The organism is Streptococcus minor DSM 17118, assembly GCF_000377005.1.
Taxonomy (GTDB): Bacteria; Bacillota; Bacilli; order Lactobacillales; family Streptococcaceae; genus Streptococcus; species Streptococcus minor.
In genome coordinates, this window is the sequence record NZ_AQYB01000033.1 from 246,436 (window position 1) to 270,384 (window position 23,949).

At 40.6% G+C, this 23,949-nt stretch carries 20 protein-coding genes; 1 reads left to right on the forward strand and 19 read right to left on the reverse strand.

Annotated elements, in window-relative coordinates; all coding sequences use genetic code 11:
• Positions 1-7: 7 nt before the first annotated feature.
• The 13 genes from F602_RS0107555 to F602_RS0107615 all read right to left on the reverse strand — a co-directional run bounded on the left by F602_RS0107555 (position 8) and on the right by F602_RS0107615 (position 15,270).
• Positions 8-1,783, reverse strand: a complete 1,776-nt coding sequence (locus F602_RS0107555; RefSeq protein ID WP_026183365.1) for an ABC transporter ATP-binding protein — start codon at positions 1,781-1,783, stop codon at positions 8-10.
• Between the two features lie 5 nt (positions 1,784-1,788).
• A complete protein-coding gene (locus tag F602_RS0107560; protein WP_018167365.1) occupies positions 1,789-3,528 on the reverse strand; it encodes an ABC transporter ATP-binding protein in 1,740 nt (579 codons plus the stop codon).
• 30 nt (positions 3,529-3,558) lie between these two features.
• A complete protein-coding gene (locus F602_RS0107565) occupies positions 3,559-4,908 on the reverse strand; it encodes an MATE family efflux transporter (protein WP_018167366.1) in 1,350 nt (449 codons plus the stop codon).
• Between the two features lie 69 nt (positions 4,909-4,977).
• A complete protein-coding gene (locus tag F602_RS0107570; protein WP_018167367.1) occupies positions 4,978-5,559 on the reverse strand; it encodes a xanthine phosphoribosyltransferase in 582 nt (193 codons plus the stop codon).
• A gap of 149 nt (positions 5,560-5,708) precedes the next feature.
• A complete protein-coding gene (gene nth / locus F602_RS0107575) occupies positions 5,709-6,332 on the reverse strand; it encodes an endonuclease III (protein WP_018167368.1) in 624 nt (207 codons plus the stop codon).
• 192 nt (positions 6,333-6,524) lie between these two features.
• Positions 6,525-8,066, reverse strand: a complete 1,542-nt coding sequence (locus tag F602_RS0107580; RefSeq protein WP_018167369.1) for a ClC family H(+)/Cl(-) exchange transporter — start codon at positions 8,064-8,066, stop codon at positions 6,525-6,527.
• Positions 8,067-8,151: 85 nt separating this feature from the next.
• Positions 8,152-9,222 (reverse strand): ABC transporter substrate-binding protein, encoded by a 1,071-nt coding sequence (locus tag F602_RS0107585; protein ID WP_018167370.1) that lies wholly within the window; start codon positions 9,220-9,222, stop codon positions 8,152-8,154.
• A complete protein-coding gene (locus F602_RS0107590; RefSeq protein ID WP_018167371.1) occupies positions 9,219-9,992 on the reverse strand; it encodes an ABC transporter permease in 774 nt (257 codons plus the stop codon). The genes F602_RS0107585 and F602_RS0107590 overlap by 4 nt, the downstream gene beginning before the upstream one ends.
• On the reverse strand, positions 9,989-10,792 hold the full coding sequence (locus tag F602_RS0107595; RefSeq protein ID WP_018167372.1) for an ABC transporter permease: 804 nt from the start codon (positions 10,790-10,792) through the stop codon (positions 9,989-9,991). Before F602_RS0107595 ends, F602_RS0107590 begins: the two co-directional genes overlap by 4 nt.
• Positions 10,776-11,930, reverse strand: a complete 1,155-nt coding sequence (locus F602_RS0107600; protein ID WP_018167373.1) for an ABC transporter ATP-binding protein — start codon at positions 11,928-11,930, stop codon at positions 10,776-10,778. The genes F602_RS0107595 and F602_RS0107600 overlap by 17 nt, the downstream gene beginning before the upstream one ends.
• A gap of 159 nt (positions 11,931-12,089) precedes the next feature.
• Entirely contained in the window at positions 12,090-12,986 is an 897-nt protein-coding gene (gene murB, locus F602_RS0107605) for a UDP-N-acetylmuramate dehydrogenase (protein WP_018167374.1), read from the reverse strand.
• Positions 12,987-13,118: 132 nt separating this feature from the next.
• On the reverse strand, positions 13,119-13,982 hold the full coding sequence (thrB, locus tag F602_RS0107610) for a homoserine kinase (RefSeq protein ID WP_018167375.1): 864 nt from the start codon (positions 13,980-13,982) through the stop codon (positions 13,119-13,121).
• Position 13,983: 1 nt separating this feature from the next.
• On the reverse strand, positions 13,984-15,270 hold the full coding sequence (locus F602_RS0107615; protein ID WP_018167376.1) for a homoserine dehydrogenase: 1,287 nt from the start codon (positions 15,268-15,270) through the stop codon (positions 13,984-13,986).
• Positions 15,271-15,397: 127 nt separating this feature from the next.
• Here F602_RS0107615 and F602_RS0107620 point away from each other — a divergent pair, with 127 nt between their 5' ends.
• Complete coding sequence (locus F602_RS0107620) at positions 15,398-16,366, forward strand: polysaccharide deacetylase family protein (RefSeq protein WP_018167377.1); 969 nt, start codon at positions 15,398-15,400, stop codon at positions 16,364-16,366.
• Positions 16,367-16,504: 138 nt separating this feature from the next.
• Here the strand turns inward: F602_RS0107620 and F602_RS0107625 are convergent, their stop codons facing one another.
• The 6 genes from F602_RS0107625 to F602_RS0107650 form a co-directional block, all read right to left on the reverse strand.
• Positions 16,505-16,840, reverse strand: a complete 336-nt coding sequence (locus tag F602_RS0107625) for a Lin0368 family putative glycerol transporter subunit (RefSeq protein WP_018167378.1) — start codon at positions 16,838-16,840, stop codon at positions 16,505-16,507.
• A 10-nt stretch (positions 16,841-16,850) separates the two neighbouring features.
• Positions 16,851-17,204: a Lin0368 family putative glycerol transporter subunit gene (locus F602_RS0107630; RefSeq protein ID WP_018167379.1), complete on the reverse strand. Its 354-nt coding sequence runs from the start codon at positions 17,202-17,204 to the stop codon at positions 16,851-16,853.
• A gap of 90 nt (positions 17,205-17,294) precedes the next feature.
• Positions 17,295-19,121: a type 1 glycerol-3-phosphate oxidase gene (gene glpO, locus F602_RS0107635; protein ID WP_018167380.1), complete on the reverse strand. Its 1,827-nt coding sequence runs from the start codon at positions 19,119-19,121 to the stop codon at positions 17,295-17,297.
• A gap of 20 nt (positions 19,122-19,141) precedes the next feature.
• On the reverse strand, positions 19,142-20,656 hold the full coding sequence (gene glpK, locus F602_RS0107640) for a glycerol kinase GlpK (RefSeq protein ID WP_018167381.1): 1,515 nt from the start codon (positions 20,654-20,656) through the stop codon (positions 19,142-19,144).
• Positions 20,657-20,951: 295 nt separating this feature from the next.
• Complete coding sequence (locus tag F602_RS0107645; RefSeq protein ID WP_018167382.1) at positions 20,952-22,424, reverse strand: AcpB/EbpR/MafR family transcriptional regulator; 1,473 nt, start codon at positions 22,422-22,424, stop codon at positions 20,952-20,954.
• Positions 22,425-22,432: 8 nt separating this feature from the next.
• Positions 22,433-23,770, reverse strand: a complete 1,338-nt coding sequence (locus F602_RS0107650) for an FAD-dependent oxidoreductase (protein WP_018167383.1) — start codon at positions 23,768-23,770, stop codon at positions 22,433-22,435.
• Between the last annotated feature and the right edge of the window lie 179 nt (positions 23,771-23,949).

Consider the following 23,949-nt stretch of genomic DNA (forward strand, 5'->3'; position numbering starts at 1 on the left):
TGTTTTTCTATCCAGCTTCTTCTTGGTTGAATTGGCTCATATAGAGATCGTAATAAAAACCTTTATCAGCTAAGAGACTGGTATGATTACCCTGCTCGATAATCTGGCCTTCTTTTAGAACCAAAATCTTATCGGCCTCTTGGATGGTGGACAAGCGATGGGCGATGACAAAGCTTGTTCTACCTTGCATGAGACGTTTCATAGCCTTTTGAATCAAGAGTTCCAGACGAGTATCAACCGAGGAAGTCGCTTCATCCAAAATCAATATTTTAGGATCTGCCAAAAGTGCTCTAGCAATGGTTAAGAGTTGTTTTTGACCAAGGGAGATGTTGCTAGATTCCTGATTCATCTCCATATTGTAACCTCCTGGCAAAGTACGGATAAAGTGATCAACATTGGCAGACTTTGCTGCCTCAATGATGTCTTCATCTGTGGCTTCTAGATTGCCAAAACGTAAGTTTTCCTTGATGGTACCCTCATAGAGCCATGCATCCTGTAAAACCATACCAAACTGTCTGCGGTATTCTTGACGAGATAAGTTGCGAATGTCGTGGCCATCCACTGTAATAGAGCCTTGGTTCACATCATAAAAACGCATGAGAAGGTTGATTAAAGTAGTCTTACCTGCTCCTGTCGGTCCAACAATAGCTACCATTTCTCCAGGTTGTACTTCCAAATTAAAATCGCGAATCAGAGGTTTATTTTCAGTATATTGAAAATGGACGTGGTTGAAACTGACTTGACCAGTCAGATCTCCAGAGAGTTTTTCTGTCACTTCTGCGATTTCATCGTCTTCATCTAAAACTTCAAAAATCCGCTCGAGAGAAGATTTCGCACTTTGGAGAATTCCAGCTAGCTGACTTAACACTTGAATAGGCTGACCAATTTGAAAAACATATTGTACAAAAGCCTGAATGTTGCCGATAGTCATCTTACCAGCTAGAACTTGTAAACCACCCAAAAGTGCTACAACCAAGTAGGTCATGTCCGAAATTCCATGCAGGATAGGCATCATGATTCCAGACATAAAGCTAGCCTTAAAACCTACATCCTGCAATTCATCCGTAATTTTTGAAAACTCGTGAGCTGATGCTTCCTCACGACCGTATAGCTTGAGGATGTTGAAACCGGTCAGATTTTCCTGAACGAAGCCATTCATATCACCTAAAACCTTGGCTTGGCGCTTGAAATAAGGCTGAGATTTTTTGAGAATAGCCTGAGCTGCAGCATAAGTGATGGGAATACTGATGATGACGACCATCGCCAATTGCACATTGAGATAGAGTACCATGATGATGACCAAGGTAAGACTGATAATAGCATTGACAATTTGCAAAAATGACTGTTGAAGAGCATTTGAAACTGTCTCCACATCGCTAGTAAACCGTCCTAGCATATCACCAAATTGGTGCTGATCAAAATAAGAGACGGGAATTTTATTAATTTTCTCACTCAAGTCATTCCGCAAATCCCGAATAACATGTTGTACTGTTCGCGTGATGTAGAAGTTAGAACCATAAGAGCCAATTTCATAAAAGAGTGCTCGAATGGCATAAGCCACCAACACCCAGAATACATATGTATAGTTGATACCTGCACCTGGAACTTGTCGAACCATATCGAGTAAATTTTGTGTCAGTTCTGTGATGACTAGTCCTAAAACAAAAGGCTCTAAGACATTGGCTACTGCTGCTAAAATCTTTAAAAAGATAGCTAGAAAAAGAGTAAATTGATAGTGTTTTAAATAATCCCACAGTCGAATAAATACTGATTTTTCTCTCATCTTCATTACTCTCCTTCCGTTAATGATTGGTTATTGAGCTGGGAGTTTGCGATTTCGCGGTAAATCTCATTGGATAACATCAGCTCATCATGTGTCCCACGGCCGACTACTTCTCCTTGATTCAGCACGATAATTTGGTCTGCATCCATGATGGTTCCCACACGCTGGGCAACGATTAAGACTGTTGCATTTTGGGTAACTGACTTGAGACGACGGCGTAAAATAGCATCTGTCTTGTAGTCTAAAGCAGAAAAGGAATCATCGAAGATATAAATATCTGGTTTCTTGATGATTGCCCGCGCAATAGATAGGCGCTGCTTTTGCCCACCTGAAAGGTTGCTTCCCCCTTCAGCCAGATGGGTTTCATAACCTTCTTCGCGGCTTTCGATAAATTCCTTAGCTTGCGCAACATCGGAAGCTTGGTCCAATTCGGGAAGAGTCGCATCTTGCTTACCGTACTTGAGATTTTCCTCGATAGTTCCAGTGAAAAGAAGAGCTTTTTGAGGGATAAAACCAACTTTTTGACGAAGGGCTTTGAGATTATAATCTCTCACATCGACACCATCCACCAAGATTTTGCCCAATGTCACATCGTAAAACCGAGGTATTAAATTGACCAGAGAAGATTTCCCTGACCCTGTAGAGCCGATAAAAGCAATGGTTTCACCTGGCTTGGTTTTAAAGGAAATATTATGAAGGACTGGATTTTCTGTCTCACCCGGATAGGCAAAGGTCACATTGTCAAACTCTAAATAGCCTCTGGTCTCAGTTTGCGTAATACCGTCTTCATTGGGAGAAATCGAGATAGGCATATCCAAAACTTCCTGAATCCGACTGCTTGATACTGCCATTTTTGGATACATGGTAAACAGATTGGCAAAGATAAGGAAAGAAAAGAGCGCATGGAAACTATACTCGATAAAGGCAACCAAATCTCCAATCTGCAAATTGCCTTTTGCTAAAGGATCAAGGGCAAACCAAACAATTGCAACAATCATGGCAATAATGATTTGAACAAACAATGGCTCCGTCAATCCAGTCAAGGTAAAGAGGCGGCTGGAAATACTGGCGTATCCCTTGTTTTTATCTGCGAAGCGTTCCTCTTGAAAATCTTCACGAGCAAACGCTCGAATGACACGTAGTCCCATCAAGTTTTCACGGACATATTGATTGATTTTATCTAGGGTCTCCTGCTGCTTGGTCGAAATGGGCCTAGTTTTCATCGCCACATAAACCACTACAATGACGAGAAAAGGCATGGAAACTGCTACAATCCAGGCGAGAGACGGACTAGTAATGAGAATCATGACGACAGAGAAAATCATCATCAGTGGTGTCACAACACCGATTCGCAGACTCATCTCTGCGAACTGCATGAGAACAAATGCATCGCTGGTCATCCGTGTCACAAGGGAGGAAACACCGATTTGCTCATACTCATGATGTGAATAAGTCTGTAGTTTGGCATAGATATCTGTCCGCAATTCTTTAATCATAGTCGTAGTGAGTTTACTTGAGGCATAGACCAGAGAGATCCGTCCAGCGATTCCCAAGACGACAATCACAAACATCATAATGGCCCAAAAAGTAAGACGTTCTGGATTGTTTTTAATAATCCCTTCATCAATCATTCTCGCTAATATAGCTGGCATACCCAAGTTGACAACTACGAATAAAAAGCCACCAAAGTAATCTAGCCAGAGCCACTTGTGCTTAGATTGTAAATAAGACCAAATTAGTTTCATATGTTCTCCTTCATTATTTTTATGATATCATCATGTCGCATTTAGTATTTGATTTTCCAGCTGACGAAGTCTCCACTGAAGCAGAATTCCACAGGCAAAAATCCCCAAAATCAAACCTATCCAATAAGAGATTGGTCCTAAAGCCAGGGCATTTTCCAAAATCAAAGCTAAAGGAATAGCTATACTCCAATAACTTCCCACTCCAATGATAAAAGGCATAGTTGTGTCTTTGTAACCTCGTAGAATCCCTTGCAAGGGAGCCGTAAAAGCATCCGCTAGTTGGAAAAAGAGCGCATAAACAAGAAATTCGGATGTGATTTGGATAAAGGCGACATCATTCCCATAGAGGGTCGCTACCCACCCTCGTGTTAGAAAGATAAAGGTTACGGTTAAGGCAGAAAAGGCAAAGGCAATGCTTCTACCGATTTTTGTATATTCTTTAACAGCTGTAACATTTTTCGCCCCAAACTCATAGGAAATCACAATCGGTAGAGCCATCGAAATACTAACTGGAAAAGCATACATCAAGGTTGCAAAATTCATCGCTGCCTGATGCGCAGCGATAACTGGTGCAGAAAACTTGGCCATTAACAAACCTACTACAGCAAAGATAGCTACCTCAGCAAAGACTTGTAGACCAATTGGTAAACCTAATTGAAAACCTTCTATAAATTTCCTTCTATCAAAATCAGTCCACTTCCAGATACCATAAGGACGAATAGCAGGATGAAAAATGGACACTATCAAAACCACAAGTAACACAGCCCAGTAAGCAAAGGAAGTTCCAAGACCCGCTCCAACTCCTCCCATTTCTGGCAATCCAAACTTCCCATAAATCAAAACATAGTTGAAAAAGGAATTAAAGGGAACTAAAAGTAACATAAGGTACATGGACAAATTAGTTAATCCCAAGGCATCGAAGAAAGAGCGAAAAACGCTAAAAAGGACTAGCGGTAAAATTCCTACTAAGATACAAGTAAGATAGCCTTGACTAACTGACAAAACTTCTGATTCCAATTTTAGTCTTGATAATATAGGTATCCCAACCATAAAAACAATTAGAAACAAAATCAAAACGAGGACTAAAGCCAAATAAATAAACTGGTGGAGTTCCTTACGGATTTGCTCCTGCTTTCCTTGCCCAAGATGATGACCGATAATAGGGATTAGAGCGGATACGATCGCTGTTGCAAAAGAAAAGAAAGGATTCCAGATACTAGTTGCCATAGATACTCCCGCCAAGTGCTCAGTACTATACTGCCCTGTCATCATAGTATCAATAAAAGATGCAGAATACGTCGCCAACTGATAAATCAAAATTGGAAAGAAGATCTTTAAAAATAAGACTACTTTCTCTCGCGTTGTTTCTACATGATACATTTTCTCATCACTCCTTCTTCGCATGACTTTATCAATAAAAGAAGCACACTTTGTGCGCTTCTAGCCCATTTACACATCTGCTGGTGCGAATACGACTGTTCCATTTTCTAAGGATGCAATCCGTGCCAACGATACCACCGTCTGTCCAGCCTCTTCTAGTAGCTGTCTTCCACCTTGAAACGATTTTTCAATCACAATTGCAATGGCTTCAACAGAAGCACCAGCTTGTCCAATAATTTCTAACAAACCCTTAGCAGCTTGACCATTAGCCAAAAAATCATCGACAATGAGCAAGCGATCATCTTTGGATAAAAAAGCCTCCACGATTGAAATTTGACTAGTAACCTGTTTTGTAAAGGAATAAACTTCTGCTGTCAGAATCCCTTCTGTCATGGTGATATTCTTTGATTTCTTGGCAAATACCATAGGAACACCTAGAGCTTCAGCCACATATACCGCAGGAGCAATCCCTGATGCCTCAATCGTTACGACTTTAGTAATCCCAGAATGTTTAAAGTACTCTGCAAACACATGCCCAATCTCCTTCATCAAGGCTACATCCACCTGATGCGTCAAAAACGAATCAACTTTTAAAACAGTGTCGCATAATACCCGACCATCTTGTACAATCCGTTCTTCCAGTTTTTTCATATCTCTCCCTCAGTTTTCTTATCCTACTATTATATAAAAAAGAAAGGGTATTTCGCAAGTTTTTCTCAGTTGAGCTTTTATAGTGTAATCATCATAAGTATATTATACCACAATAAAACCCTTTCTCGATGTGGAGAAAAGGGCTTTGGCTAGTCAAACTCATATAGTTGCGGGTACTTTTCGCATGCTGGATTTTTGGGATGGCAGACTTCTCGACCGAAGTAAATCATGGCCTGGTGAGCCTTAAGCCAGAGTTCAGGTGGTAGGACCTCCATAACTCGTTTTTCTGTTTCTAGAGGGGTAGCTGATTTTTTTACGATGTCATGGTGTTTGCAGATGCGACCGACATGGGTATCCACCGCAAAAGCAGGAATACCAAAACCTACGCTGAGTACCACATTAGCTGTTTTTCGACCAACTCCTGATAAGGCTTCCAGTTCTTCTCGAGTTTGTGGCACATGCCCTTCATGGCGTTCTAGCAACTGCTGGGCACATTCTTTGAGAAACTTGGCCTTGTTGCGATACAAGCCAAGGCGTGAGATATACTTAGAAATTTCATTAACATCTGCTTTTGCCATGTTCTCGGGTGTCGGAAAGGCAGCAAACAGTCCTGGAGTAGCTTTGTTGACGGCTGCATCCGTTGTTTGAGCAGATAACATAACCGCTACCAACAGTTCAAAATGATTTCGAAAATCCAAGCTAGGCTTGGCATCCGGATAGAGAGCAATAATTTCTTCTAAGACCTTTCGGGCCCGTTTTTTCGATAATACCATAGAACTATTATACCATAGATATTCCAATAAACTTGCCAAGTCTGCTTTATAACTAGTGGCTAATCATAGAGTGATTTTATATAAATTGGTTAAAACGAAATGAAAATCATCACTAATACTGATAAATCAAAGGGTAATTCCTGTTTACCAAAAATCAGCTCTTTGGATAGGGCTGATTTTTCTATGTGTGGATTACTTATTTCCTTCAAAGATATGACGTACTGTATGTATTTCTGAAACAGGAAGAGCCACATAGAGGGTGTCTCCCGTATGCAAGAGGCTATTTCCTTTGACAACCTTACTCTTACCATGATGAATCTGACTGGTAATCAGGCAGGATGGAGGAAGAGGCAAGTCACTGACAAATGTATCTCCTAATTTTTCCGAAACCACTACTTCTATCAGAGTCATATCTGCATTATGCTCCAGATTTTCTGGTAGTAATTTTTCCAGCATGGCTTCATAAATTGGTGCTCCACCAAGTAAGTCCATGATGATATAAGCACTTAGCGCCACCAAGCCAATCACCATCAGCTGGCTCATATTTCCCACCATCTCTGTTACCAAAATCATAGCGGTAAGCGGAGCTTTGGAGATAGCAGCAAAGAAACCTGCCATACCTAGAACGATAAATAGACTCATCTGTTCTTGGGCAATCCAACCAAAATCAAATGTGAGCCGTCCAAATACCAAGCCCAATAAACTACCTAGAGTGAGAATAGGTAGAAAAATACCACCTGGTAAGCCCGAACCATAAGCAATCATACTCCAAACAAAGCGAATAACCAAGTAGACAATGAGAATCACTAGACTGGGTTGAAAATGTGGTAACTCTAAAATCAAATGATGCCCACCTCCTAATAACTCAGGGAAGAAGTAGCCGATGGGAAGAATGAAGATAAAGGCAAACAAACTATGGTATTGGGAGGGCAAAGGAATGATCTTGGATAAAAAGTCATAAAAATACTGAATATGAAGAATCACTATTTCGTAAAAAAAGCCTGCCAGACCTAGAAAAAGTCCTAGTACTATATAAATCCAATATTGTTTCAATTCAAGAACAGGTAAATGTTCAGGCATCTGCAAAACAGGAGTTAGACCAAAAACATGCAGAGAGATAAAATTAGCGGTAATACTGGCAGCTAGAGCCGATACCCAGACCAATCTTGAAAATTGATGATAAACTTCCTCTACAACAAATAGCAGACCAGCAATAGGAGCATTGAAAGCTGCAGCTAAACCTGCTGCTGCACCGCTCGCTATGAGGCTGCGTTTCTCCATTTTGCTTGCTTTCAGTCCTTCTGCAATTCCTTTTGCCGTAACAGCTCCCAGCTGAATACTAGGACCTTCTCTTCCCAACATAAGACCAGAAGCAATAGCCAAGCTCCCACCTATAAATTTCCGCCATAAAACAGTCCACCATTGTAGCTGCATCATGCCTTTTAATTCGGCTTCCACCTGAGGAATACCAGAACCTTTTGCATCTGGGGCGCCTGCAATCATTTTTCCAACAAAGACAACGATAAAGGCATAAAAAAGAATAATAACAAGGAGATAGAATGGCTGATGATGGGCTTGATGATAGAGATAGGTGACCATCTCAAATAGTTTTTGGATAGCTAGGCGAAACGCAACAACAACCACTCCTACTCCTGTTCCTACGACTATTCCTCGAATAACAGAATAAAGGATAGACTGGGAAATAAATTTTACTTCCTTGTGGTGATTTTCCATTGGATTTCTTTTCCTTCCATGTTAGTTGTTAACATTCTTTAAAAAATGGGCCAGCTCAACTGATGCCCACTTTTTATGTCAACTATTATTTCCGATACATCTTGAACTGTAGATAAAGGTCGTTATAGAGTCCCAGCATTTCAGGGCCAAGGTTATCATACACTTCCATGTTCATCATGGTTTTAGCCGATGGATAGAAAGCCTCATCATTCTGCGTTTCTTGATCCAGCATAGCCTTGGCTTCGGGAATCGGTGTTGAGTAACCGACATACTCTGCATTGCGCAAAGCGTTTTCTGGGCGAAGCATAAAGCTGATAAAGGCATGAGCTCCGTCGATATTCTTGGCTGTTCTAGGGATGACCATATTATCAAACCAGAGGTTAGAACCCTTGGATGGTACCACATAGCGAAGATTTTCGTTGCCATCTAGCATTTCACTAGCTTCTCCCGAAAAACTAACTGCAATAGCAGCTGCATCCTGAATCATATAACCTTTGATTTCATCTGCAACAATAGCTTTGACATTCGGAGTCAAATTGTAGAGGTGTTCTGCTGTTTCTTCAATCTGGCTTGTTTCCTTGGAGTTTAAACTATAGCCCAGTGACTGTAGTCCAAATCCCATGACTTCTCGCACCCCATCAATCAGCATAATATTATCGCGGTATTCATCCGACCAGAGGTCTTCCCATTCTTTAGGAGGAGTTTGCACCATGGTTGTATTGTAGACAATCCCCAAGGTACCCCAAAAATATGGGATAGAATAGTCATTTTTCTCATCGAAGCTCAATCCCATAAACTGAGGATCAATGTTTTCTAATCCTTGAATCTTAGACTTATCTAACTTGAGTAGCATGTCTTCCTCTCGCATTTTAGAAATCATGTACTCAGATGGTACTGCCAAATCATAGGTTGTTCCACCTTGCTTGATTTTGGTGTACATAGCCTCATTGGAGTCAAAAGTCTGATAATCCACTTGGATACCTGTCTCCTTGGTAAAATCTGTCAATAATTCTGGATCAATATAATCTCCCCAGTTATAAATGACCAACTTATCCGTTGTACCTTTTGTATTTTTGGCTTCTAGTTGATTCGTAATGCCCCATAACAGTAAGATAATGAGGATAATACCTAAGAAAAATGAATAGAGTCTTCTCATACCATCTCCTCCTTCTCCCGTGAAATGAAATAGTAACCAACAACCAGAAGGATACTAAAGAGAAAAACCAAAGCAGACAAGGCATTGATTTCCAATGAAATCCCTTGACGAGCCCGTGAATAAATCTCAACAGAAAGATTGGAATAACCATTTCCTGTCACAAAGAAAGTTACAGCAAAGTCATCCAAAGAGTAGGTAAAGGCCATAAAGTAACCTGCAATAATGGCTGGTGTCAGATAAGGTAGCATAATGGATTTCAGCATTTGGAACTGACTGGCACCCAAATCATAGGCAGCCGAAATCATATCCGCATTCATCTCTTTTAAACGAGGCAGGACCATTAGTACTACAATAGGAATGGAGAAGGCCACATGACTAAGTAGAACAGAGCTAAAACCCAGCTCAAAGCCAATTTTTGTAAACAAAATAAGGAAACTTGCACCAATCATAACATCGGGTGCCACCATCAGGATATTGTTGATGGATAGGAGGGCATTTTGGTATTTATCCTTTGACTGATAGATATAGATAGCACCAAAGGTTCCGACAATGGTCGCAATCAAAGAACTCAAAAAGGCTAAGAGAAAGGTTTGGGCTAAAATCAGCATGAGGCGACTATCGCCCAGCATGGTTCCAAAATACTCCAAGGTAAAACCTGTAAACTTGTTCATGTCTCCGCCTTTGTTGAAAGCGTAGAAAATCAAGTAGAAAATCGGCAAGTAGAGAATCAGAAAGGCAATAGCCAGATATATTTTCGCAAATTTTTTCATGACTTTTTCCTCTCTTTCGTTAGCCACATGACAGCCAGCATAGCGACTATCAGAACCACTCCAATGGTAGAGCCCATTCCCCAGTTTTGGGTAGTCAGGAAGTGTTGCTCGATGGCGGTTCCCAATGTGATGACCCGGTTACCCCCAATTAAGCGTGTCAGCATAAAGAGGCTAAGGCTGGGGATGAAGACCGCCTGAACGCCACTACGGACACCATTCATAGATAGTGGCAAGATGACCTTAGTAAAGGTTTGCCAAGGGCTAGCTCCCAAATCACGACTAGCATGGATGAGATGCGGGTCCAGGTCATCTAAGACATTGAAAATCGGCAAAATCATAAAAGGAATTTCAATATAACTGGCTACAGCAATAAACGAAAAATCTGTAAAAAGAATCTGCTGAGCTCCAATACCAAAGAATGAAAGAAATTGGTTGATGGAGCCATGTTGGCCAAAAATTCCGATAAAGGCATAAGCTTTGAGTAGCAAATTGACCCAAGTTGGCAAGATGATGAGCATCAGCCAGAGCTGCTTATGTTTGAGCTGGGTCAAAAAGAGGGCTGTTGGATAGGAAAAAAGCAGAGTGACCAAGGTAATAATACCGGCATAGAAAATAGAGTTAAAACTCATTTTCAAATAGGTCATATTTGGCGAATGAAAATAGGACTGGTAATTGGCCAAGGTCATCTCGTCATGAATATTAAAGAAAGACTGATACACAATGAGCACAACTGGGGCTAGAACAAAGAGAAAGACCCAGAGCATGTAGGGCGCCATAAAGAATTTAGAGGTTTTCTTCATTGCGTTCCTCCTCAATGGCATTGATCAGACCATCTTCCACTTCCTCGACTTCTACGTATTCTTCGATACGGGCGTCAAATTCTTCTTCTGTTTCATTGAGACGCATGATATGGATATCTTCTGGTTCAAAGTCCAGTCCAATCACCTCTCCTTCAATCGCTTTACGGGTGGAGTGAATCATCCACTCATTCCCCAATTCATCGTAAGCGATAATTTCATAATGCACACCCCGGAAAAGCTGAGTATCTACCTTCACTTGTAGTTTTCCTTCTTCTGGAAGGGTAATCCGTAAATCTTCAGGACGAATCACTACTTCGATGGGTTCATTTGGTCGCATACCGCCATCGACTGCTTCAAAACGTTTACCGTTGAATTCTACCAAGTAATCCTCAATCATGGTTCCTGGCAGAATATTAGATTCTCCGATAAAGGTCGCAACGAAGTGATTGATTGGCTCATCGTAGATATCTACTGGTGTACCTGACTGGACAATTTCCCCATCATTCATGACAAAAATCCAGTCAGACATAGCCAAGGCTTCTTCTTGATCGTGAGTGACAAAGACAAAGGTAATGCCCAGACGTTGTTGCAATTCACGTAATTCATACTGCATTTCTGTCCGTAATTTCAAGTCCAGAGCCGAAAGCGGTTCATCCAGTAAAACAACTCGTGGCTGATTGATAATAGCACGAGCGATGGCTACACGCTGGCGCTGCCCGCCAGAAAGTTTCCGAATAGAACGTTTTTCGAAACCTTCCAGTCGCACCATTTTCAGGGCTTCAGCGACTCGTTGATGGATTTCAGACTTCTCTAGTTTACGCAACTTTAGGGGGAAAGCTACATTTTCAAAAACAGTCATATGTGGAAAAAGAGCATAGGACTGGAAAACAGTGTGGACATCACGTTTATTGGTTGGTACATCATTGATACGCTCACCGTCTAGGTAAATATCACCTGAGGTTGCATCGAGCAATCCAGCAATAATATTTAAAATAGTTGACTTACCAGAACCTGATGCTCCTAGCAGGGTATAAAATTTCCCTTCTTCCAACTCAAAGTTAATATTTTTCAATACAGTTGTCCCACTGTCTTCGAAGACTTTCGTCACATCCTTAAATTCAATAATTGGTTTTTTCAATTCTCATAAATTCCTTCTTTAGGTAAAATTACAGATTGAGGCTCTGTTAGGCCTTTTACACCTCTTGGACAGAAAATATGTCCTCGCTACCCGAAACGATAGGCTTCACCCCCTTAAAATAAGATACAAGCTGAGATGGCTTGTATTCTTTTTACCTTATCAATAATCTCCAAGGATACGGACTTCCCGTTCCAGAGTTACTCCAGAATGTTCTTTTACCTCTTTGATAACATGGCCAATCAACTGCTCATAATCTGTAGCTGTCCCATTATCTACATTGATCATAAATCCAGCATGTTTTTCTGAAACTTCCACCCCACCGATGCGATGTCCTTTGAGCCCTGCTTCCATAATCAACTGACCTGCAAAATGGCCTAGGGGACGCTTAAAGACAGAACCACAGGATGGGTATTCAAGTGGCTGTTTGAGTTGGCGTAAATGGGTCAGACGGTCCATTTCTTGTTTAATAGCCAGATGATTCCCCGGTTTAAGAGCGAATTTGGCAGAAAGTACAATTGCGCCATTTTCCTGTAAGATAGACGAACGATAGCCAAAGCGAAGCTCACGATTGTCTAGCGTAACTACATAGCCAGCAGGCGTCAAAATTTGGGCAGAAACCAAAATATGGGCTACTTCTCCCCCATAGGCACCTGCATTCATAAAGACTGCCCCGCCGATGCTTCCTGGAATCCCAGAAGCAAATTCAAAACCTGTCAAAGAATGAAAGAGAGCAATTCCTGTCGTCTCAATCAAATTAGCTCCTGCCTCTGCTTCAATGGTATAACCCGAAACAGTTACGGAGTTTAGTTTATCCATTCGAATCACAAAACCTCGGATGCCACCATCACGCACGATGATATTGCTGGAATTCCCAAGAACCATCCAATCGATGGCTTCACGATTAGCAAACTCTACTATACGCACTAACTCATAACGATTACGAGGAAAAGCGAGGTAGTCAACTGGCCCCCCCACTTTGGTATATGTATAGTCCTTCAAAGGCTCATCGAAACGAATGTCAATCCCTTCCAATTCTTGCCGAATTTTTTCTTTCATCTCTAATCTCATTTCAATTTATAAAATACAGTCTATTATATCAAAAAACTATCAATATAGCTAGATATAAAGGATAAAAAGAATAGAGTAGAAAACCAAAACACCTCCTGATTGTTCAGAAGATGCTTGATGTTATTTTTCAACAAAAATTCCTCTTGTATCAACTGTTAGGGGGCAAATTTGTCCATCAAACTTTTTAGCTTCTAACTTGGCTACCATTTCATCCAATTTGTCCTCTGGAAGCAAGGTCATAACTGTTGGTCCAGCACCAGAGAGATAGGTCGCGTAGGCACCTACTTCCTTGGCTAATTGCTTAATTGGATAAAACTCCGGAATCAGGCGCTGTCTAAATTGCTCATGAAACATATCTGATTCAATAGCTTTACCTGCTGTCACCATATCTCCCTTCATCAAAGCTGCAATGGCGACATTGGCAATGGAACTGGCTGCAACTGCCTTCTTGTAGGATAGTTGATTTGGAAGAACCCCACGGCTTTCGCTAGTTCTCAGCGGATAATTTGGTATGAAAGCAAGAAAGGCTACATCAGGAAAGTCTGTCACAATGCTAGACACGTCCTTATTCACATAGCTAGCAATGACTAAATTACCGAAAATAGCTGGTGCTACATTATCAGGATGCCCTTCAAATGTTGTTGCAAGCCGCAATTTTTCCTGATTGGAAAGTTGGAGATCTCCTAGTTGATTAGCCAACTCAATCCCAGCTACAATGACCGAACTAGATGACCCTAGACCACGTGCAAGAGGAATATCTGAAGTCATCTTAATTCGGTGGGGTTGCAAATTTTTGTTGACCTTGAGAGCTGTTTTGATGAGAAGATTACGCTCATCACTTGGTACAAATTCCAAATTGTGCTCCACAATCCACCTATCCGTTTTTTCTAGGATTTCGATGGTTAAATACTTGGATAGAGCTACACCAACCGAATCAAAACCTGGTCCGATATTAGCACTAGTTGCAGGTACTGTAATTTTCATCTTAGTCCCCCAAAACCTTGAAGATATTAGAAACTTGGAACTCTTGTGATTCCTCCAATTGCTTGGTGACATGTTCAAGCTGGGTCTTGCTCATCGAATGAGTGACGATAACTAGGCGAGCTTCCTTTTCATCTGTTGGTCGTTGGAGAATTTGCTTGAAAGAAATGGCTTGAGCATTAAAAATTTCAGCCAAGCGAAGCATTTTCCCTTGAACATCTGGTGTTAAAATAGAAAAGTAATAATCACTCCGTACATCTTCTGCAGTTGCTAGCTGAAGTGGACGTGAAAATTCATTGAAGTCCTTGCCAATCGTGTTGTCTTTCAGACGACGAACTATACGAATAATATCTGCAGTTACACTGGCTGCAGTTGGTTTTTGACCAGCACCAGGTCCATAAAACATGGATTCACCAATGCCAATCGACTCGACAAAAACTGCATTCATAACGCCATTAACACTTGCGAGTGGGTGAGCTTTTGGTAAAAAGGTTGGTGAAACTTCAGCAGAGATCCCTGATGGTGTTTCTTGAATATCACCGACCAACTTAATGACATAGCCTAACTCTTGAGCGACTGCTACATCTTCAGGAGTAATCCCTGAAATCCCTTTGTGACGAACATGCTCAAAATCAATGGTCATACCAAAGGCAAACTGACTTAGAATCACCGCCTTGTACGCCGCATCGATTCCTTCAACATCATTGGTTGGATCACTTTCAGCATAACCTAATTCTTGGGCTGTCTTCAGCGCCTTTTCATAAGTCCAACCCTCGTCTACCATTTTTGTCATCATGAAATTGGAAGTACCGTTGAGGACACCCATGATACGCGTGATTTTATCGGAAGCAAAAGAGTTTGCTAGAGTCCGCAAGATAGGAATACCGCCTGCTACCGCTGCCTCATAATAGAGGGCAACGCCATTTTCCTTAGCAATCGTTCGTAACTCACTACCATGTACAGCCAGCAAATCCTTATTAGCTGTTACTACATGTTTTTTAGCCTGAAGCGCACGAGTGATAAAGGTTTTTGCAGGCTCTATACGCCCCATCAGTTCTACTACAATAGCAATTTCTTCATCCAAAATAATCTCATCAATATCCGTGACAAAGTTATAAACATGTCCCTCAGCTAAGAGGCGAGATTTTTCTGCCTCATCTCTGACTAATACCTTAGCTATTTCGATGTCATCCTGGGCAGCCTGTTTAATTTTTCCAGCGTTTTCTCTCAATAAAAATGGTACACCGCTGGCTACTGTACCAAATCCCAATAATCCAATCTTTACCGTCATGATGACTCCTTTTTGAAATACAATTTTTTACTATTATACCAAATTTTCAGATAATTTTCCAAAGATTTTTTGATATAATAAAATAAGTATAAACATTATAGAAATTGCCGTATTAAAGGAGGAAGTGATGGCTGTAAAAAAACATACCTCAAGTCATCGTAAATCAAGAATAGACAAGAAAGAGCTAGGTACCATTATCCTGACAATCGTCATGTTTTTGGCACTCGTGGGCGGGCTAGTTTATTCTCGGAGTGATAGCTATCTTAATTTCCATAGAAAACCAAGTTCAAACACCCAACAGCCTCAAAAAGTCACCCATAGTCAAGAGGCTCCTCCTACTACAGAAGAATTAAAATCTTCTACAGAGGAAGACTCCTCAGCTCCTTCAACCAATATAGTATGGGAAAAACAAGAGGCGCCTGTCCATCTTCCAATCCTTATGTATCACGCAATTCATGTCATGGCACCCGGGGAAGAAGCAAATGCCAATCTGATTGTGGATCCGACCACTTTTGAAAGTCATCTTCAAGCCCTTCAGCAAGCTGGTTATTATGCTGTGTCTCCAGAAGAAGCATACAAGATTCTGACTGAAAATGTCCTTCCAAAAGGTAAGAAAGCTGTTTGGTTAACATTTGATGATAGCCTGTGGGACTTCTATGATATTGCTTATCCTCTTCTCAAACAATATCAAATGAAAGCGACAAATAATGTTATCACAGGTACTGTTGGACAAGAAGCAAATCTGAGCTTAGAAGAGATGCAAGAAATGAAATTGAACGGTATCTCTCTACAAGGCCACACGGTCACTCATCCACCTTTGGGCAGTACAGATCCAATTCAGCAAAATACTGAGTTGGCAGAATCAAAGAGCTACCTCGATAACAATCTAGGTCAAGATACCATTTCCTTTGCTTACCCATCAGGAAGTTTTACTGAAGAGACTATCGCTATCGCAGAAAGAAATAACTTCAAAATGGCTCTAACAACCAACGAAGGTCTTGCTTCTGCGGCTAATGGACTCCTATCACTCAATCGTGTTCGTGTCCTACCATCAATGACTGGCGAACTCCTACTTCAAACCATTGCAACCGAATAACAATAAAATACAATCATCTGCATTCAAAACCAGCCTTTCTAAGCGCTGGTTTTTTCTGGTTCACCATTTGACTGCTTAGGATCATACATGCTATTGTAATGTAAAACACGAGAAAAGCCCGATATTCGGGCTTTTTGTCTATAAGATAAAGGATAGAATGAGTCCCCCAAGTAGACCTCCTACGATTGCAGCTAAGATATTGGTTGTAGCTTTATGGGCCTTAGCACCGCGTGCCACAGATGCTACAAACACCCCTACACCTGCTGCAAGTCCCATATCTACCCAGGCATCCCCTGACTGCGTCATCAGTCCAACTCCGTGGTTCAAAGTCCAAATCGTTCCGACAATCATAGCTGCTGCTACCCAGCCTCCGATTGGTCCCCAATACTCAACCATTTTTCCCCACATCAATCGAATCGTAAATGGAAAGATAAAAGCTCCTACTACTGTTGCTATTGCTTGTTGTACTGTCATATTTTTCTCCTTAATCTTTTTCCATATCTTCTTCAATTTTAGCGGCAAATAAACCACCGAGAACTGCTCCTAGGACAACCAATAATATAGTTGGTACAGAGTCCATTACTGTTGAAAAACCATTCATAAAAGCATCTCTAAAGATACCACATAGGGCAATTCCAAGTCCCATATCAACAAAAGCTGAATCTGAATCGTGTTTTATGAGGCCCAAATAGTGGTTCATAAACCACATAGGTCCAATAATAATCAGAGCTGCAAAATAGCCTCCTGCAATGCCATAGGCGGTTGCAAATGCTCCCCAAACGCTCATGACAATCATTCCAGCAATCATATAGCCTAGCGTTGAACGTACAAATTTCATTAAATTCTCCTTTAATACTAATAAATAATATGTATAACGATGCTATTCTCTTGTCTAAATATTTATCCTTTTAGACAAGAGAAGCTAGCTTTATTGTTTTAAATAAGTCAAATCGTTTTGATGAAGGGTCTCTGCCAATAATTGTTCCTGTTTAGCAAGCTCTTCTTCTGACCAACCATAGTAGGCTGCCATCTCTTTCAATATATCTGGTGCGACAGCATCCAACTGCTCACGCATAAAGAGCATATAATTGGTACGACGGAGAAGGTAATCCACAACTGTCAAGGCCATCTCTTCCTTCATAGCATAATGTAAAGAAAGGAGGTCGCGCACATTCAGATTTGAAACAGGCTCTACCTTATGATACAAGGCAAATACTTTTGGTGCATTTGAACCATACAAGTTAGCTAGATACAGTGCATCATCGTACTGTAAGCCCTTCTTGACACCCAACTGGGCGAGATGTTCGATTTCTTCTGTCACATCTGCTGGATTCAATTCACCACCTGAAACTGGATAAGTTTTAGAGTTTACCAATTTGAAGCTTCGTCCATGCTCTTCTTTAAGGATACTTGCAACTTTCTCCAATGCTCCTTCTGCCATTTTACGGAAGTCTGTAATCTTACCTCCTGCAAGAGTTAATAGACCATTTTCATCACGATCTAGGGCTGAACCACGAGAAACAGCAGATGGATCCAAGGTTTTTTCTGAAACACTACCTTCAAGATGTGTAATATCATGTTCTACATCATCACGACTCTTCTCATTGTTTAGATAAGCTTTTACAGTATCAATCAGGCTATTAAAACTTTCGTCGCTCAATTTGCCGTTGTTTCCACCGTTATAATCTGAGGCTCCATTACCTGATAGAAGAGGACGAAGGCCTGCCCAACCGCTTTCGATATCATCCAAGGTCAAATTTGCGTCGGGGAAACGGTTGTTTACAATAGAGAGTAGATAGTCTACATCTTCTTGTGTAACAGTTGGATGGGCCAAATCACCAGTATAGTCTGTATCTGTTGTACCAAAATAGGTTTTGTTCTCACGTGGTAAGACAAAGACCATTCGTCCATCTGCATGTCCTGTATCAAAATAAGTTGGTTGGGAAACAGATAAACGTGAGCTATCTACAACAAGGTGAACACCCTTTGTCGGACGCATTTGTAGGACTCCAGATCCTTCACCACCAAGGTTACGAACCTCATCACTCCATGGTCCAGTTGTATTGATAACCAAACGTGCTCGAATTTCAAATGTGCTATCAGTCAACAAATCACGTGCTAGAATACCGATTACTTTACCGTTTTCATCTTTGATAAAGCGCTCTGCTTTCACATGACTTGCAATCAAGGCTCCATCTTTGGCAGCGCGCTTGATATTCTCAATCACTAGGCGGGCATCATTATTTCGGAAATCGAGATAGACACCGCCTCCAAGCAAACCTTCTTTTTTCAAGTGTGGAGCACGCTCTAGCACTTCTTCTTTAGTCAATACCTTATTTGCCAAGTCTGTATTATTGACACCAGCTAGCAAATCGTATAAATCCATCGCAACTTTTAGACGGAAAAGACTGAAAGTGGAGCCTTCTTCATCATAAACTGGCAATAACATTGGATCTGGCTTAGGAATATGAGGTGCGATATTTTGCACCACAGCCCGTTCGGATACAGTGTCTGAAACTACCTCGACATCAAACTGTTTCAAGTAGCGAAGACCACCATGAACGAGTTTGGTAGAGCGGCTTGATGTTCCTTCTGCAAAGTCTTGCATCTCAATCAATCCTGTTTCCATACCACTTGCAGCAGCTTGTAATGCAACACCAGCACCAGTGATTCCTCCACCAATGATAAGGAGGTCTAATTGTCTATCCTGCATTTTTTCAATCGCTAGGCGACGGGTTTCTTTTGAAAATTCCATACTATCACGCTTTCTGTTTCTTATTCTTCATCATCTGATTGAGCAAATAGTTGAGTTGCCGCAACAGCTTTCTTCCATCCTTTATAGAGTTGTTCTTTTCTAGCCTCATTCATAGATGGTTGGAAGGATTGACCCACCGCATTTAATTCCTTCAACTCTTCCAAGTCTTTCCAGAAACCTACCGCAAGACCAGCTAGGAAGGCAGCTCCTAAGGCAGTTGTTTCTAGATTTTTAGCGCGAGCAATTTCAATCCCAAGAATATCTGCTTGGAACTGCATGAGTAGGCTATTCATTGCAGCGCCACCATCGACTTTTAACAAAGAGATATCAATTCCCGAATCCATTTGCATGGCATCAATTACATCACGTACTTGGTAAGCGATAGATTGAAGGGTGGCCTTAACAAAATCTTCTTTGGTTGTACCACGGGTCAAACCAAAAACTGAGCCACGAGCGTCTGAGTTCCAATAAGGAGCTCCTAGACCTGTGAAGGCAGGTACCACATAGACTTCGTCATTACTGGTTGACTTGCGTGCCAATTCTTCTGATTCAGGAGATTCTTTGACCATTCTCATACCGTCGCGCAACCATTGGACTGCCGAACCTGCAATAAAGACTGAACCTTCCAGAGCATAATAGACTTTGCCATTGATACCATAGCCAATAGTTGTCAACAAACTATTTTCTGATAATTGCATGTCTTCACCAGTGTTCATCACGATAAAGGAACCTGTGCCATAAGTATTTTTTACCATGCCTGGTTCAAATGCTAATTGACCAAAGAGAGCGGCTTGTTGGTCACCCGCCATACCTGAAATTGGTACTTCAGCTCCGTAAAAATGGAAGGGTGCAGTTTTACCATAAACTTCTGAGTTAGATTTTACCTCTGGCAACATTGCTTTAGGAATGTTGAGTAAATCTAGAATTTCCTCATCCCATTTAAGTTCCTTGATATTGTAAAGCATAGTACGGGCAGCATTTGAGTAATCTGTTACATGACATGCTCCGTTTGTCAACTTCCAAACCAACCAAGTATCAATCGTACCAAATAAAATCTCACCTTTTTCTGCACGTTCTTGAGCTCCAGGAACCTGGTCTAAAATCCAACGAACTTTTGTAGCTGAGAAATAAGCATCAATCACCAATCCAGTCTTTTTGTGGAACATATCCGCATGACCATCCTGTTTTAACTGATCGGCAATATGTGCAGTCTGACGTGATTGCCATACAATCGCATTGTAGATTGGAAGACCTGTCTCCTTATCCCACACTACTGTTGTTTCGCGTTGGTTTGTGATACCGATTCCCTCAATTTGATCCGGACGGATGCCGCTTTCAATGAAGGAACCTGCAATTACTGATTGGACAGAGTTCCAGATTTCATTTGCATTGTGCTCTACCCAACCTGGTTTTGGGAAAATTTGTGTAAATTCCTTTTGATAGCTGCCAACTTTTTCACCATTTTTGTTGAAAATGATAGCCCGTGAACTAGTTGTTCCTTGGTCAATTGCCATGATAAATTTTTCTGTTGACATATACTGTCCTCCTAATGATGTTATTTTTTTGAAAACGCTTCCGTTTTGTTTATGACCTTATTGTAATCTATTTTCTCTTTTCTTTCCTATCATTTTTTTATCAAATCATAAAAAACTTGATACAAACTTGCTCAAACCCGCTTCAAATCAGCCATTCTATAAATGATTGCTATGAACAATTTCAAAAAGCTAGGTCACAATTCCTAGCTTCTTTGATTCATGTTTTCCAATGCAATGCAACTATTGAAGACTGTCGAGGTATGTTCAGATGATAAGTACCTACCTCTTTCCATCGTTACCTGCGATCAATTAAAAAGTAAGACTTCTCAATAAGTCTTGTTGATTGTTCTAATTTCTCTTTGTGCAAAACAGAAATCATCTTCTTGAGCTGTTGCAAATCTTGAGGACTTGGGATTCCATATAAGTAGAAAATATTTTCTGATTCTAAAGGGTAATCGTAAGAAATAATCAGATCATAGGTTTTTGTTTCGTCAAAGTATTCAATAGTAATTGAGCGATTCGCTTCTAATTCTTCTTGCAATGTTTGCAAGATAGGATAGCTAATAACGGATGGATAGCTTGACGAAAAACCAATCTGAACAATCGTCGGCTCAACTTGCATCACGTAGGTAAATAGCTCTAACAAAGAAACAGTATGATGAAGCAAATAAGTGTCTTTGTTTCTACCATAGATTTCTTTATTTACTCTTGTTAATATTGTCTGAGCCACCTCTTGCAAGCGATGGTCATACTCATTTAAAGTCTTCAAGTCATTCTCTATATGGGAGGTGAAGAAATAAAGATGACTAAATACTTGATTGAGATGATACAAAGCCCCTTCTTCTACCGGTAAATCTGTTTGCAGGAAAATTTTTATCTGCTTGAATCCCCAGGTTGTCGCTTCCATGATTGGTCCACCAAATCCTAGTAGTTGCTCCAATTGATGCGCTTCTAAAATACCTTGACTAAATAGAAAAGCAAAAACAGACATGGTATCCCCCTCTTGAAAAGAAGCGGAGAATTGCTGACTCAAGGTTAGAAAAAGATTCCTTAAATGAAGATAAAATTTGTGTTGTTTGTAGGGAGCAATTAGCCGATAACAATCTTGAAAATCCAAATCTTTTAGTCGCATTCGTTTATATACAATCATTAACCATAGCGCCATTTGATTGGACTGTCTTGGGTTAAATGGGGATTGATAGAAACGTTCAAAAATCGGAACATATTTTTTCTGTTGTCTAAAAATCCGGTCGGCTTGCCAGTGTACATTAGAAGAGGTTTGCCAGAATAATTGATAATAGAAATAGCGAATCTGTAATTCACTTCCTTTTAACCGACCACTCCGAATACTGATTTCAAAACTTTGAAGCATTTTGTTTAGGGAAGCTAATTGCCTATTTAGCGTCGCCTCACTAATCAATAATTCTTGTGAGAGTTTGGGTATCGAAAACTCATTCTTTTCAAACAAGTATAGTAAAATTTGATACTTAATACTTGAACGACACAGGTAGGCTATAAAATCTTGAAGAGAAAGTCCTGCCTCTCTCTCCATTTGGATGTCCTCATTGCTGATTTGAAAGGTGAATCCCAGACCATTAACCACTGCTTCCTCAGTAAAAGTTTCTATGTAGCGCAGTAATGTCGAACGCGATAACTCTAAACACTGACTGGCATCTCGGATAGTGATTTCCTTTTCTTTTGATCTTAAGAGAAGAAATAGTTGATAGATGGCACGCTCTCTTTTCTCAAATAAGTCAATAATATGCACGAAACCACCTACTCTTCCCTATTCTTGCTTAGAATATACTGATGGGCAGCTTCCAAAACAAAAGAAACTGTACCTGTACTATCTGACAAATAGAGCCATGATTGATGTACTAAATCTTGAACGGTTAAATGTTGCGAGATAGCCAATGCTAAAAAATTCATCTGGTCTGTGTATTTTGATGTAGAAAGCAACTGCCCACCTATCAGGCGTCCACTCTGCTTTTCAACAACTAACTTAAAGTCAAGCAACTCATCCTGAAGTGAGCCATGAGCTTGCTGTACACGAATAGAGTCCGCCTCAAGCCAAAGTCCCGCTTCTCTTTCTGTCAGACCGACACTGGTCATGTATTTTCCAAATACATGATTCGAAACAATACGCTCTATGGTTGTTAATTTTCTCTCTTTAGTCACTAAATTATGCGCCACTAAACGGCCAGTTAGTATTGCATGATGAATCATCGGAAGATAAGAGTGACCGAAAAAGGCAAAAGGAAGCTGAATCAAATCTCCTACAGCAAAAATACCTTCTTGACTAGTTTCTAAATATTCATCTACTAACAAACTGCCATCTGGTTGAATGGTTAATATCGATTCCAAAGTTTCGGTATTTGGACAAAAGTTAGTCCCCATCACCATATAGTCAGACTGAAAACGTTGCTGCAGGGTATCAAGGAGCAGTTTTCCAGATGGATCAGTGTGAATTCGGTTTACTGTTTCTGAAAAATGACATTCTATTCCACGACTCACCAACTCTTTTATAATCCAGTCTGTCATTTCTTTATCAAAGTACTTGGCGAGAGGCCATTTTTGGGCTTCTATCAAAGTTAATCTTGAGAAATGTTGACTCAAGGCCTCTAGACTCTCAAGGCCGATTTGACCAGCTCCAACTACTACAACAGCAACAGATTTTTCAGATTTATCTAGCTTTTCGTAACTTTCGGCCATTTGTCTGAGGGATTTACTAGCAAGAATCTTATCTGTCAAATCATCTGATTGCTTATCCCAAACCTGTCTCGCACCCATTGCTAAAATTAAATAGTCATAGGTTACAGATTTTCTTTTCCCTGATTGTCGTATTTCGACCTGCTTCTCATCAGGTACTAGCTTTTCCATCTCCCAGCCCAATAGCAAATTGGCCCCTGTGCGCATCACCTCTTGATACAATGAAGAACGTGCTTCTGACCAGTCACTAATCTCCTGTCTCAGACGCCAGTTCAAAGCATTGGGGAAATAGCCAACTTCCATCTCTTTATCAATTACAATCAATTCTGCTTCAGGATATAGCATATGGCATTCCAATGCAGCACTTAAACCTGCAAAAGATGCACCTATGATGACAATCTTCATGTTTTACTCTCTATCCTCTTTTCATCTCTAAGCAATCCATGTACCATTCGTATCCACTAAGTCTTTTTCTTCTGTAGAATATCGTTAAAAATCGGCACTACTTGCTCACCTTATTATACCACCAAATAACATCAAGACAATTGAAAAGGTTTACAAAACTTTCGAATTAACTTCATAGT